Genomic DNA, 12180 nt, shown 5'->3' with positions numbered 1-12180 from the left:
CAGAATTCGAACACCAGATCAGGAGGGCGTCATGCCTGAGGCATTCATCTACGATCACGTTCGCACCCCCCGCGGCCGCGGCAAGGCGGACGGCGCGCTGCACGAAGTCACCGCGCTGGCGCTCGCCACCGTGCCGCTGAAGGCGCTCAAGGACCGCAACAACCTGCCGGAAGATTCCGTCGATGACGTCGTGCTCGGCGTCGTCGATCCCGTCGGCGAAGCCGGCTCCGACATTGCGCGCTTTGCCGCACTCAAGGCCGGTCTCGGTGAAGCCGTCCCCGGCGTGCAGATTAGCCGCTTCTGCGCCTCCGGCCTCGATGCCGTGAATTTTGCAGCCGCGCAGGTGATGAGCGGCCAGCATGAGCTCGTGATCGGCGGCGGTGCGGAGTCGATGAGCCGCGTCGGCATCGGCGCCTCCGGCGGCGCCTGGCCGATGGACCCGTCGATGGCGGTGCCCGCTTACTTCATGCCGCAGGGCGTTTCGGCCGACCTGATCGCCACCAAATACGGCTTCTCGCGCGACGACGTCGATGCCTATGCCGTGCAGAGCCAGCAGCGTGCAGCAAAATCCTGGGAGGAAGGCCGCTTCGACAGGTCGATCGTGCCGGTGAAGGACATCAACGGCCTCACCATCCTCGCCAAGGACGAGCACATGCGTCCCTCGACGACGATGCAGTCGCTGGCGCAGCTGCAGCCGTCGTTCACGATGATGGCGCAGATGGGCGGCTTCGACGGCGTCGCGGTGCAGTCGCACCCGGAGATCGAGCGCGTCAACTACGTGCATCACGCCGGCAACTCGTCGGGCATCGTTGACGGCGCCGGCGCCGTTCTGCTCGGCAGCAAGGACGCGGGCGCGAAGTACGGTTTGAAGCCCCGCGCAAAGATCCGCGCCTTCGCGAACGTCGGCTCCGAGCCCGCGATGATGCTGACCGGTCCGGTCGACGTCACCGAAAAGCTGTTCGCGCGTTCCGGCATGAAGAAGTCGGATATCGACCTGTTCGAGCTCAACGAGGCCTTCGCTTCGGTCGTGCTGCGCTACATCCAGGCCTTCGACATCGACAACGCCAAGATCAACGTCAATGGCGGCGCCATCGCGCTCGGTCATCCGCTCGGTGCGACCGGAGCGATGATCCTCGGCACCGTGCTCGACGAGCTCGAGCGCACCAACAAGTCCACCGCCCTGGTGACGCTGTGCATCGGCGGCGGCATGGGCACCGCGACCATCATCGAGCGCGTCTAAGGGGTAGGGGAGCAACCAACATGGCTTACAAGAACTTCAAGGTTGAAACCGATTCCGACGGCATCGCGCTCGTCACCTGGGACATCCCCGGCCGCTCGATGAACGTGCTCGACGAGACCTCGACCAGCGAGCTCGACGCGATCGTCAAGGAGACGACCGCTGATGCCACGGTGAAGGGTGTCGTCATCACCTCGGCCAAGGAAGCGTTCTGCGCCGGTGCAGACCTCTCCATGCTTGAAGGCATGAACCAGGCCTACGCCAAGGTCCTCAAGGAGCAGGGCGAGACCGCCGCGAACCAGATGCTGTTCGACCAGAGCCGCCGCTTCTCGCAGGTGCTGCGCTCGATCGAGACGTCGGGCAAGCCGTGGGCGGCCGCGATCAACGGCCTCGCGCTCGGCGGCGGTTTCGAGATCACGCTGTGCTGCCACTATCGCGTGGCCGCCGAGAATCCCAAGACGCGCCTCGGCCTGCCCGAGGTCAAGGTCGGCCTGTTCCCCGGCGCCGGCGGCACGCAGCGCGTGCCGCGCCTGGTGCCGCCGCAGGACGCGATGACGATCCTGCTCAAGGGCGATCCGGTGACGCTCGACAAGGCCAAGGCGCTCAATCTGATTCACGCCATCGTGCCGGCCGCTGACCTCATCAAGGCCGCCAAGGACTGGATCAAGGGCGGCGGCAAGGCCGTCGCGCCCTGGGACGAAAAGGGTTTCAAGCTGCCCGGTGGTCCGGTGTTCTCCAAGGCCGGCATGATGATGTTCCCGGCCGGCAACGCGATTTATCGCCGCGAGACCTACGACAATTATCCGGCCGCGCGCGCGATCATGAGCTGCGTTTATGAAGGCCTGCAGTTGCCGATCGACGCGGCCCTGCGCGTGGAGTCGCGCTACTTCACCTCCGTGCTGCGCTCGAAGGAAGCGGCCGCGATGATCCGCAGCCTGTTCCTGTCGATGCAGGAGCTGAACAAGGGCGCGCGCCGTCCGAAGGACGTGCCCGCGACCAAGGTGAAGAAGATCGCCGTGATCGGCGCCGGCTTCATGGGCGCGAGCGTCGGCTACGTCTCGGCCCGCGCCGGCCTCGACGTCGTCCTGATCGATCGCGACCAGGAGAGCGCCGACAAGGGCAAGGCGCATGCGCAGAAGGTGATCGAAGACCAGATCAAGAAGGGCCGCGCCAAGCCGACTGACGCTGAGGCGTTGCTCGCGCGCATCACGCCGACCGCGGATTATGCGGCGCTCAGGGATGTCGACCTCGTCATCGAGGCCGTGTTCGAGGACCGCAAGGTCAAGGCGGACACGTTCGCGAAGGCGCAGGAATATCTCAAGCCGGACGTGATCTTCGCGTCGAACACCTCGACGCTGCCGATCACCTCGCTGGCCGAGAGCTTCAGGGACCAGGGCAAGTTCGTCGGCATCCACTTCTTCTCGCCGGTCGAGAAGATGATGCTGGTCGAGATCATCAAGGGCAAGAACACCGGCGATGTCGCACTCGCGACCGCGCTCGATTACGTCCGGCAGATCGGCAAGACGCCGATCGTCGTTAACGACTCCAGAGGCTTCTTCGCCAACCGCTGCGTCGGCCGCTACGTCGCCGAGGGCAACGAGATGTTCCTCGAAGGCGTGCCGCCGGCGATGATCGAGAACTGCGCCAAGATGGCCGGCATGCCGGTCGGCCCGCTCTCGCTCTCGGACGAAGTCGCGCTCGACCTCGGTCTGAAGATCATGAAGGCGACCGAGGCCGATCTCGGCCCCAACGCCATCAACCCCGATCAGAAGAAGCTGATGGTCGAGATGGTCGAGAAGCAGGGCCGTTTGGGCCGCAAGAACAAGAAGGGCTTCTATGACTATCCCGAGGGCAAGGGCCAGAAGAGCCTGTGGCCGGGCCTCTCAGCGCTGCAGCCGAAGCAGCTCGCCCCCGACACGCTCGACGTCGAGGAGCTGAAGCAGCGCTTCCTGGTGGTGCAGGCGGTGGAGGCCGCGCGCACGGTCGAGGATCACGTCATCACCGATCCGCGCGAGGCGGATGTCGGCTCGATCCTCGGCTTCGGCTTCGCGCCGTTCACCGGCGGCACGCTGTCCTACATCGACTTCATGGGCACGAAGAAGTTCGTCGAGCTCTGCCACAAGCTCGAGGCCAAGTACGGCTCGCGCTTCACGCCGCCGAAGCTGCTCGAGGAGATGGCTGCGAAGGGTGAAACGTTCTACGGCCGCTTTGCGCCGAAGAAGGCGGCTGCTGCCTGATCGCTTGAAAATCGCTCAAAGGCGGAGGCCGGATCATTGATCCGGCCTTTCGCATGTCAGGGCCCTTCATCACGGTTACGTCAGATTAATCCCCAGGTTGTGGAACCGGTCACAAAATCCGGGTAGGAACCGTGCGAGAATCCTTCGGTGCGCCCCGTCGCGTAATTGTCATATGCGCGTCAAAGCGGCGCCGTTCTTTTGCTTGGGTTGGCACTACTCTTGCTGACCAGTCGAGGAACGAAACCTTGTTGGGACACTTGCCGCACCACCGGCAAGTTGAAGACGAAATAAGAAAGTGTCCTTGATGAACTCTTTGGTGCTGCGGAAGACCGCGTTCGATCGCGATCTCGCCGCGAAATATGTTGTTACGCCTGCGCTCGGCCGCGTTCTGCCGGCGCGAAAGCCGGCCCGTCTGCGACGCAGGGGGCCCATGCTTTGGGCGGCGTTTGCGTTACTTGTGCTCGGGGCGGATTTTCTTCTCGCCTATCTCGCCTGGCTCGCCGTCGATTTCGTCATGCGGTGAGATGTCGCGCGCGTAGCGCAGATAGGTCGTCGCGAAGTAGGCGAGCTGCGAGACGGCAAGACAGATGGCAACGACGGCCACGCCCGCCATCATTCCGAATCCGTAAGCGCGAAGAATGATCGCCGCGAAAATCGCAACAATGGGCGAAAGCACGACCAGCGCCCAGATCCTGAAAAAAAAACCTGTCGCTATTCCTACCAATACGCTCGCAACGATCAGGACGAAGGCAATCGTCAAGTTCAACCCCGATACGAGTCAAAAATTATTCAATCAATCACGCCAAGCTCGCCCGCTTTGCGGGTAGTGACAAGACAGCACCACTTACATTCTGCGAACAGTAGTTCATAAGTCTAATAAGAGGTACGATAGTCCGGCGAACTGGTTCTGCGCCGCTGTCGCTTGACGACCAACGAGAAAGGCCGGATCGTCGATCCGGCCTTTTGGCTTGCTGCATGTTGCGAGCGGTCAGGCGGCCTGCGCCAGCCCTTCCTTCTTCAAGGCCTCCTGCACCTTCGGCCGTGCGGCGACGCGGGCCTTGTAGGCGGTGAGGTTTGGCATCGCCGAGAGGTCGAACTTCATCCGGTCGCCCCAGGTCAGCATCGTGAAGAGATAGCCGTCGGCGACCGAGAACTGCTTGCCCATCAGGTAGTCGCGGCCGGCGAGCTCGCTGTCGATGTGCTTCAGCTTGCCCATGACGCGGTCCTTGAAGAACGCCTTGGCGTCGTCGTTCAGGGCCGGTGCGAACAGCGGGCCAAAGCTCTTGTGCACCTCGGAGGTGAGGAAGTTCAGCCATTCGAGCAGCTTGTAGCGCTCGGAACTGTCGCGTGCGGGCGCCAGCGCCTTCGCCGGAGCCTTGTCCGCGATCATCTGGACAATGACCGGGCCTTCGGTCACGATCTCACCACTGTCGAGGCCCAGCGCGGGGACCTGACCCTTCGGATTGACCTTCAGATAGTCTTCACCGTTCTCGAGCTTCTTGGCCCGGATATCGACCTTGACCAGCTCGTAGGGAAGGTCGGCTTCGAGAAGCGCGATATGGGGGGACAGCGAGCAGGCGCCGGGCGAGTAATACAGTTTCATGGAATTTCCTCCTCTTGACGCTTGGTTGGGGCGAAAGAACGCCTACATGCACCTGCATGCAATAGTCAAGATTGATGCAGGTGCATCGAGTGGGGTAAGAAGCGGACGACGAGCTTGAGCGGGACCATGAAACGCAAACCATCGACCGAGGCAACCAGTGCCTGGATCCGCCTGATGCGGGTGCAGAGCCGTGTGCTCGACTGCGTCGAGCAGGACCTGAAGAAGGCCGGGTTCCCGCCTTTGGCATGGTATGACGCGTTGCTCGAATTGTCGCGCGCACCGAGCGGTGAGCTGCGCCCGGTGGAACTCGAGCGGCAGATGCTGATCCCGCAATACTCGACCTCGCGCCTGATCGACCGGCTGGTCGATGAGGGGCTCGCCTGCAGGCGCGAATGCAAGATCGACAAGCGCGGCCAATTCGTCGAGATCACGGAGGCCGGCCGCGAGCTGCAGAAGCGGATGTGGGGTGCCTATTCGGCCGCAATCGAGAAATATGTCGGCTCGAAACTGTCCGATGCCGATGCCGTCAAGCTCAGCGGTCTGCTCGACCGCCTGGGTTGCTCGTGCGGCGAGATGAAGCTGCCGCCCGTCGTCAACGTCAACGAAACTTCGCCGTCGCGATGACCGCGCGGCACACCAGCTCGTCCGTGGACCCGATGGGTTCGCGGACCGTCCCCGTCACCCGCGCGCCTTCGATCGAAGCGCCCTTTTGATTAGAGTTTGATATGGCGCGAGACCAGATCGATATGACGCCGCTGCAATCGCGCGACGAACTCGTCGCGTGGTTCGAGGCCGGCTGCAAGCCGCCGTCCGAATGGCGGATGGGCACCGAGCACGAGAAGACGCCGTTCACGCTCGAGGGCCACCGCCCGGTGCCCTATGAGGGCGCGCGCGGCATCGGCGCACTGCTCGAAGGCATGAAGCTCCTGCTCGGCTGGGAGCCGATCATGGAGAAGGGCAACATCATCGGCCTCTATGATGTCACCGGTGGCGGCGCGATTTCGCTGGAGCCCGGCGGACAATTCGAACTCTCGGGCGCACCGGTCGAGAACGTGCACCAGACCCAGAGCGAGCTGATGGCGCATCTGGCGCAGGTGCGCGAGATCGCGACCCCGCTCGGTATCGGTTTTCTCGGGCTCGGCATGACGCCGTCCTGGTCGCGCGCCGACATCCCGGTGATGCCCAAGGGCCGCTACAAGATCATGACCAACTACATGCCGAAGGTCGGCCAGTACGGCCTCGACATGATGTACCGGACCTGCACGGTGCAGACCAATCTCGACTTCTCGTCCGAAGCCGACATGGTCAAGAAGCTGCGCGTCTCGCTGGCGCTGCAGCCGGTCGCAACCGCTTTGTTCGCCAACTCGCCCTTCACCGAAGGCAAGCCGAACGGCTTTCTGTCGTTCCGCTCCGAGATCTGGCGCGACACCGACAATGCGCGCTCCGGCATGATGCCGTGGGCGTTCGAGGACGGTATGGGCTTCGAGCGCTATGTCGACTACGCGCTCGACGTGCCCATGTATTTCGTCAAGCGCGGCGACGATTATATCGACGTGTCGGGCTCCTCGTTCCGCGCCTTCTTCGACGGCCGCAACAACAATCTGCCCGGCGAGCGTCCCACCCTGTCGGACTGGGCCAACCATCTGTCGACGATTTTCCCGGAAGTGCGGCTCAAGCGCTATCTCGAGATGCGCGGCTCCGACGGCGGCCCGTGGGGCCGCCTGCCGGCGCTGTCCGCGTTCTGGGCCGGGCTGCTCTATGATGACGTATCGCTCGACGCCGCCTGGGACCTGGTGAAGCACTGGACCGCGCCCGAGCGTCAGGCCCTGCGCGACGACGTGCCGCGGTTCGGCTTCAAGTCACGGATCAAGGACCGCTATCTGTTCGAGATCGCCAAGGAGTGCCTTGTTCTGGCCCATGCGGGCCTGCGTCGCCGCGGCCGCATCGACGCGATCGGTCGCGACGAGACCCGGCATCTGGAGCCGCTCGACCGTATCATCGATTCCGGCCGGACCCCGGCCGAGGAGATGCTCGAGAAATTCAACGGCGCCTGGAAGGGCTCGGTGGAACCGGCCTACGCGGAATACGCGTTCTAGAGCCATCTCCCTCCCGCTCTAGGCAAATAGGCCAACGACCAGGATTTAGGCCGTTCATCGCCCATACAGGTTTGCGGCGATCAAATGACCGGCCGAAAAACCTGAGCGCCGTCAATAACTCGAAAGCTGTTCCGATGGGGAAGGGCCGCCTGCCTGCCGTCATGGCCAAGGTCTTGGCCAGCGTCGTGGCTTGCGTCACGCTGCTGTCGCTCGCCCTTGCGAGCGCGCCTGTGCGCGCCCAGACCGCGTTCGACCGGCCCGGCGGCGATTATTTCAGCACGCCGGTCACCTCGGGCGATCCCGAGGATTGCGCGCTGCTCTGCGAGCGCGATCGCAAGTGCCGCTCCTGGAGCTTCAGCTATCCCGATATCGACGGCGCCGCGGCGGTGTGCTGGCTCAAGAATACCGTGCCGCCGCGACAACCCGCCAATTGCTGTATCTCCGGGGTCCGCGGCGCCGGCGTGATCGAGCCGCGCGTCGAGGGCGTGGAGACCTCGATCGACCGCCCCGGCGGAGACCTGCGCAATTTCGAACTCAAGGAAGGCGAAGGCGAGGACGCCTGCAAGGCCGCCTGCACCGCCGACAACAAATGCCGCGCCTTCACCTATGCCCGTCCCGGCTATACCGGCCGCGAAGCGCGCTGTTTCCTGAAAAAAGACATCAAGCCGCCGCGGCGGAAGGCCGGGTTCACGTCGGGCGTGGTGCGGTAGACACGGTGCCGTAGCAAGGCATCGGTCCTGTAGGGTGGGCAAAGGCGCAAAGCGCCGTGCCCACCATCATTCAATGATTGCGAGAGGTCGTGGGCACGCTTCCGCCTTCGCTCTTCGAGCTACGGCGGACAAGTCGCTTTGCCCACCCTACGAGAGCTCACTCCGCCGCAATCACCGTGAGCTCTGGCCACAGCGCTCTCCACCTCGCGACTTTCGTCATGTAATTCGCTGCGGAGAAGTTCGGGCCGGGATTGGGGCGTGCAATCAGGCCTGCGACGTCATCGAAGCCGTGCGGCGCATAGACCGCGAACCCGTCACCAGCGCGCCTCACGCCGACTTGTGTGTTCTGCGTGAGGAAGCGGTCGATACCGTCAGTCGAGCACGACAATGGCGGATAGGGCAGGCCGTGCTTGGCCGGGTACCACAGATGCACGCGCGCCTGGTTGCGGATCTCGATCTTGGCGTCGAGATGCCCGAGCCGGGCTTGCAGTGTGCGGATTACGGAGTCCTCCGCGTCCCAGGAGGTATCGGGGTCGAAGTAGAAGATGTCATAGTCGGCAATGCCGTGATCGATGGCGCGGCCGGTGAGAACATTCCACACCGTTTGCACGAGACATCCCGACACCAGCCACGCATCCGGCAGCGCGATCCGATGAAGTTCGTCGAGGATCGCGACGTTGACCGGGTTCTTCAGCGCCAGCGCGAGGAAGCGGGCTTTATCCATCATGTGCGTCACGCGTTCGCGCGCGCATCATAATCCGCTCGCGCCGCCTTCGAGGCCAGCGTGCGCCAGCGCCGCCGCAGGAATGGTTCGACGATCGCGCGCTTCGCCTTGGACAGGCGGATCAGCACGATCGGATAATCAGCGTAGTGATCGGTGAAATAGAAGATCTTCGGCTGGCTCTCGACCAGCATCGCACGCTCGTCGATCGGGACATCCGGCATCACCAGACTGTCACCGTCCTCTTTCAGGCGCGCCAGCATCTTCTTGCGCACCTTTAGCGCAGGCGTGCCGTAGGAGGTGCCGTCCTCGACCTCCGGCCACGTCAGCGCAAATTTTCTGACGTCGTCGAAGTTCATGAGATCGGCTCAGTGCACGGCGGTGAAGAACCGCGCGAGGCGGAAGCCGGAGAGCCAGGTCCACACCGGTTGGCCGCGCATGCCGAGATCCCAGGAGCCGAGCACGGCGTCGGCACGGCCGACGAGATTGTCGACCGGCAGCAGGCCGACGCCGCCGGAGCGCAGCGGCACGCGGCTGTCGGCGGAGTTGTCGCGGTTATCGCCGAGCACGAACAGATGGCCGGCCGGCACCGTCACTTCCTGCGTGTTGTCGAGCGGACCGTTGTCGCGCATCTTGAAGATCAGGTGCTTGACGCCATTCGGCAGCGTCTCGATGTAGCGGTAGGCAGGCTCGCTGCCGCCATTGTCGTCCTCGGCGGCGCCAACGCCATCCGGCTTGAGCTCGGCGGGGCGATCGTTGATGAAGAGCTGCCCCTGCCGCATCTGAATACGGTCACCGGGGAGGCCCACGACGCGCTTGACCCAGGCCTGCGAGCGGTCGCCGGGCCAGCGGAACACGACGACGTCGCCCGCCTTCGGCGTTTCCGCGAAAACGCGGCCGGTTTCCGGCAAATTGATCTGGATCGGCAGCGACGAGGTGCCGTAGCCGTAGGGGAATTTCGAGGCGAGCAGGGCGTCGCCGATCAGCAGCGTCGGCTCCATCGAGCCCGACGGCACGTAGAACGGCTCGGCCAGCGCGCCCTTGGCGATGAAGACGGCCGCGACGATGCCGGCGAGCTGCACCAGCTGACCGCCCCAACCGCTGCTCTTCCGCTTGGTGCTGACAGTTACTTTCTCAACGCTCATGCGCCCGTTCCACCCACCGTAATGCGTTCCATCAGCAGCGACGGCTGGCCGACGCCGACCGGCACGCCCTGACCGTTCTTGCCGCAGGTGCCGATGCCGGTATCGAGCGCGAGATCGTTGCCGATCATGCGGATGCGATGCAGGTCGGTCGGCCCGTTGCCGATCAGCATGGCGCCCTTCAGCGGCGCGCCGATCTTGCCGTTCTCGATCTTGTAGGCCTCGGTGCACTGGAAGACATATTTGCCCGAGGTGATGTCGACCTGGCCGCCGCCGAAATTGGCGGCGAACACGCCGTTCTTCACCGACGCGAGAATCTCGGCCGGGTCGCGGTCGCCCGCGAGCATGTAGGTGTTGGTCATGCGCGGCATCGGCACATGGGCATAGCCCTGGCGGCGGCCGTTGCCGGTCGGCTTCATGTTCATCAGCCGCGCGTTCTGGCGGTCCTGCATGTAGCCGACCAGGATGCCGTCCTCGATCAGCACGGTGCGATTGGTCGGCGTGCCCTCGTCGTCGATCGACAGCGAGCCGCGGCGCGAGGCAATGGTGCCGTCGTCGACCACGGTGACGCCCTTGGCCGCGACCTGCTGGCCCATCAGGCCGGCGAACGCAGACGTCTTCTTGCGGTTGAAGTCACCCTCGAGGCCATGACCGACCGCTTCGTGCAGCATCACGCCGGGCCAGCCGGCGCCGAGCACGACGTCCATTTCGCCGGCAGGGGCGGGGATCGATTCCAGATTGACCAGCGCCTCGCGCAGCGCGCCGTCGGCGGCGTCGCGCCAGTTCTTGCTCTCGATGAATTCGGCATAGCCGGCGCGGCCGCCATAGCCCTTGCTGCCGCTCTCCTGGCGGTCGCCCTGGCCGGCGACGACGGAGACGTTGACGCGCACCAGCGGGCGGATATCGCGATAGCTCTCGCCGTCGGGCCGCAGGATCTCGACGACCTGCCAGGTCGCACCCAGGCTGACGCTGACCTGCCGCACCCGCGGATCCTTGTCGCGCAGGTAAGCGTCGATTTCGGCGAGCAGCTTGACCTTGGTCTCGAAGCCCGGCGCGTCCAGCGGATTGTCGTCACTATAAAGCCGGACGTTGGTATGGGCCGGCGGGGCCGCGAAGCTGCCGGAATACCCGCCGCGGACGGCGGCCACCGCGTCGGCGGCGCGAATCAGCGCCGGCAGCGACACGTCGGAGGAATGCGCATAGCCGACCGCATCGTCCTTTACGGCGCGCAGTCCAAACCCTTGCGAGGTGTCGTAGGTCGCCTGCTTCAGCCGCCCGTTGTCGAACATCAGCGCTTCGGTCTGGCTGTATTCCAGGAACAATTCGCCGTCGTCGGCACCGGCAAGGCCGCGCGCGACCTCGTGGCGAACCTGGTCGCGGTCGAGATTGGCGCGGTCGAGCAGGGAGGTTGTGGCAGGGTTGGTCATGCGTCCGTCCATTATCGGGGGATGTGAGGCAAGATAATGGTTTCCCGGCAGTTCCGCGAGGGGCGGGCCGTCACATTACGGAAACGATAGATACGCCTTCCCCTTAAGCCGGCTTTCAAAATTTCAGTCTATCAGGATGGCTCATCCGGACTGACGTCGCGAGAGCCTCGGCATGTGGAATTACCTGCTGGCATTGCTTGATCAGTATCAAGGCCTGATCATCGGCTTCGCCGTTCTCGCGCTGGTTCTGCTCGCAAATCTGCTCATCTATCGCCGTAACTGGACATCCTATCCGACGCGCGCGGCCTATCTCGCGGCCCATCCGGGCTGCGACACGGCAGACGGCATCGTTTGCGCGAAATGCCGCCAGAAGGCGGCGAGCATGGCGGTGCCCCCTGTGGGGCGCCTTTATCGCTGCACCTGGTGTGACGCGGAACTCTATCGCGTGGATAGCGTGTGAGGGGGCCCTACGGCAGCTTGTCGTAGCCTTCGCCGAGCCCGTTCAGGCTGAGCGGGAAGCCGATGCCTTCTTCCGGCGTCTCGAAGATGATGAAGGTCGCGGTCTTGGCGCTGCGGAGCTGGCCGAGCAGCTTGTCGTCCATGACGACCTCGGCGACGCAGCCATTGGGCAGGCAGCGGACGAAGCCGGCGCGGCCGACGTCCTGGTTGTCGAGCTTCAGCCCGAGGCCGGAGGGCAGCAGGACGCCCAAGGGCGCGACCACGCGCATCAGGCGGCTCTTCTGGTCGGCGGTCTTGAGCACGATCACGGTGAGGCCGGCATTGGAGCGGTCTTCCGCCACCACGCTCTGGATCAGGGCGCATTGCTCGGCCTGGGCGCCAGGCGGGGTATCGCAGCGGATCTGCCAGTCGCCATGGACGGAGCGCACCGCGCCCTGCGCATGGGCGGGGCTCGGCAGGGCAAGGAAAAGGGCGGCGGCCAGCAGGCCGATCAGCGCCTTGAGGCCATCAGCCGGCCTTGCCATCCATCTCGAAAGCCCCATCGGGGT

13 protein-coding genes are annotated in these 12180 nt (G+C 64.4%); 6 read left to right on the top strand and 7 right to left on the bottom strand.

What is annotated here, in order from left to right; translation table 11 throughout:
- Positions 1–31: 31 nt before the first annotated feature.
- Positions 32–1240 (top strand): acetyl-CoA C-acetyltransferase, encoded by a 1209-nt coding sequence (locus NLM32_RS44110; protein ID WP_254134885.1) that lies wholly within the window; start codon positions 32–34, stop codon positions 1238–1240.
- Positions 1241–1260: 20 nt separating this feature from the next.
- A complete protein-coding gene (locus NLM32_RS44105; RefSeq protein WP_254134884.1) occupies positions 1261–3474 on the top strand; it encodes an FAD-dependent oxidoreductase in 2214 nt (737 codons plus the stop codon).
- Positions 3475–3925: 451 nt separating this feature from the next.
- Here the strand turns inward: NLM32_RS44105 and NLM32_RS44100 are convergent, their stop codons facing one another.
- Together NLM32_RS44100 and gstA are read right to left on the bottom strand one after the other, a co-directional pair.
- Positions 3926–4234 (bottom strand): hypothetical protein, encoded by a 309-nt coding sequence (locus NLM32_RS44100; protein ID WP_254134883.1) that lies wholly within the window; start codon positions 4232–4234, stop codon positions 3926–3928.
- A gap of 228 nt (positions 4235–4462) precedes the next feature.
- A complete protein-coding gene (gene gstA, locus NLM32_RS44095; protein ID WP_254134882.1) occupies positions 4463–5077 on the bottom strand; it encodes a glutathione transferase GstA in 615 nt (204 codons plus the stop codon).
- Between the two features lie 126 nt (positions 5078–5203).
- Here gstA and NLM32_RS44090 point away from each other — a divergent pair, with 126 nt between their 5' ends.
- From NLM32_RS44090 to NLM32_RS44080, 3 genes are all read left to right on the top strand, one after another.
- Complete coding sequence (locus NLM32_RS44090) at positions 5204–5701, top strand: MarR family winged helix-turn-helix transcriptional regulator (RefSeq protein WP_188105718.1); 498 nt, start codon at positions 5204–5206, stop codon at positions 5699–5701.
- Positions 5702–5802: 101 nt separating this feature from the next.
- Entirely contained in the window at positions 5803–7173 is a 1371-nt protein-coding gene (locus NLM32_RS44085) for a glutamate--cysteine ligase (protein ID WP_254134881.1), read from the top strand.
- A 134-nt stretch (positions 7174–7307) separates the two neighbouring features.
- Positions 7308–7883 (top strand): PAN domain-containing protein, encoded by a 576-nt coding sequence (locus NLM32_RS44080; RefSeq protein WP_254134880.1) that lies wholly within the window; start codon positions 7308–7310, stop codon positions 7881–7883.
- Between the two features lie 157 nt (positions 7884–8040).
- Here NLM32_RS44080 and NLM32_RS44075 read toward each other — a convergent pair whose 3' ends face one another.
- The 4 genes from NLM32_RS44075 to tldD are packed head-to-tail and all read right to left on the bottom strand — an operon-like array spanning position 8041 to position 11173.
- On the bottom strand, positions 8041–8607 hold the full coding sequence (locus tag NLM32_RS44075) for a nucleotidyltransferase family protein (RefSeq protein ID WP_254135557.1): 567 nt from the start codon (positions 8605–8607) through the stop codon (positions 8041–8043).
- A gap of 8 nt (positions 8608–8615) precedes the next feature.
- Positions 8616–8963 carry an MmcQ/YjbR family DNA-binding protein gene (locus NLM32_RS44070; RefSeq protein ID WP_254134879.1) on the bottom strand — a complete coding sequence of 116 codons (348 nt, stop codon included), beginning with the start codon at positions 8961–8963 and terminating at the stop codon, positions 8616–8618.
- Positions 8964–8972: 9 nt separating this feature from the next.
- The gene (gene lepB, locus NLM32_RS44065) at positions 8973–9749 is read right to left on the bottom strand and encodes a signal peptidase I (RefSeq protein ID WP_254134878.1); all 777 of its coding nucleotides are present in this window, start codon (positions 9747–9749) and stop codon (positions 8973–8975) included.
- Positions 9746–11173, bottom strand: a complete 1428-nt coding sequence (gene tldD / locus NLM32_RS44060) for a metalloprotease TldD (protein ID WP_254134877.1) — start codon at positions 11171–11173, stop codon at positions 9746–9748. The genes lepB and tldD overlap by 4 nt, the downstream gene beginning before the upstream one ends.
- 172 nt (positions 11174–11345) lie before the next feature.
- Between tldD and NLM32_RS44055 the strand changes: the two genes are divergently transcribed.
- Positions 11346–11633, top strand: a complete 288-nt coding sequence (locus NLM32_RS44055) for a hypothetical protein (protein WP_254134876.1) — start codon at positions 11346–11348, stop codon at positions 11631–11633.
- A gap of 7 nt (positions 11634–11640) precedes the next feature.
- On the opposite strand, the gene NLM32_RS44050 is transcribed toward NLM32_RS44055, so the two are convergent.
- Positions 11641–12174: an invasion associated locus B family protein gene (locus NLM32_RS44050; RefSeq protein WP_254134875.1), complete on the bottom strand. Its 534-nt coding sequence runs from the start codon at positions 12172–12174 to the stop codon at positions 11641–11643.
- Positions 12175–12180 lie beyond the last annotated feature (6 nt).

It is taken from the genome of Bradyrhizobium sp. CCGUVB14, assembly GCF_024199935.1.
In the GTDB taxonomy this organism is placed as follows: domain Bacteria; phylum Pseudomonadota; class Alphaproteobacteria; order Rhizobiales; family Xanthobacteraceae; genus Bradyrhizobium.
This window is presented reverse-complemented; position numbering and strand designations above follow the sequence as displayed.

Excerpts from the sequence above, each read along its gene's own strand:
- NLM32_RS44110 (WP_254134885.1), top strand. The coding sequence starts at position 32 with ATGCCTGAGGCATTCATCTACGATCACGTTCGCACCCCCCGCGGCCGC.
- NLM32_RS44105 (WP_254134884.1), top strand. The coding sequence starts at position 1,261 with ATGGCTTACAAGAACTTCAAGGTTGAAACCGATTCCGACGGCATCGCG.
- gstA (WP_254134882.1), bottom strand. The coding sequence starts at position 5,077 with ATGAAACTGTATTACTCGCCCGGCGCCTGCTCGCTGTCCCCCCATATC.
- NLM32_RS44090 (WP_188105718.1), top strand. The coding sequence starts at position 5,204 with ATGAAACGCAAACCATCGACCGAGGCAACCAGTGCCTGGATCCGCCTG.
- NLM32_RS44085 (WP_254134881.1), top strand. The coding sequence starts at position 5,803 with ATGGCGCGAGACCAGATCGATATGACGCCGCTGCAATCGCGCGACGAA.
- NLM32_RS44080 (WP_254134880.1), top strand. The coding sequence starts at position 7,308 with ATGGGGAAGGGCCGCCTGCCTGCCGTCATGGCCAAGGTCTTGGCCAGC.
- NLM32_RS44075 (WP_254135557.1), bottom strand. The coding sequence starts at position 8,607 with ATGGATAAAGCCCGCTTCCTCGCGCTGGCGCTGAAGAACCCGGTCAAC.
- NLM32_RS44070 (WP_254134879.1), bottom strand. The coding sequence starts at position 8,963 with ATGAACTTCGACGACGTCAGAAAATTTGCGCTGACGTGGCCGGAGGTC.
- lepB (WP_254134878.1), bottom strand. The coding sequence starts at position 9,749 with ATGAGCGTTGAGAAAGTAACTGTCAGCACCAAGCGGAAGAGCAGCGGT.
- tldD (WP_254134877.1), bottom strand. The coding sequence starts at position 11,173 with ATGACCAACCCTGCCACAACCTCCCTGCTCGACCGCGCCAATCTCGAC.
- NLM32_RS44055 (WP_254134876.1), top strand. The coding sequence starts at position 11,346 with ATGTGGAATTACCTGCTGGCATTGCTTGATCAGTATCAAGGCCTGATC.
- NLM32_RS44050 (WP_254134875.1), bottom strand. The coding sequence starts at position 12,174 with ATGGGGCTTTCGAGATGGATGGCAAGGCCGGCTGATGGCCTCAAGGCG.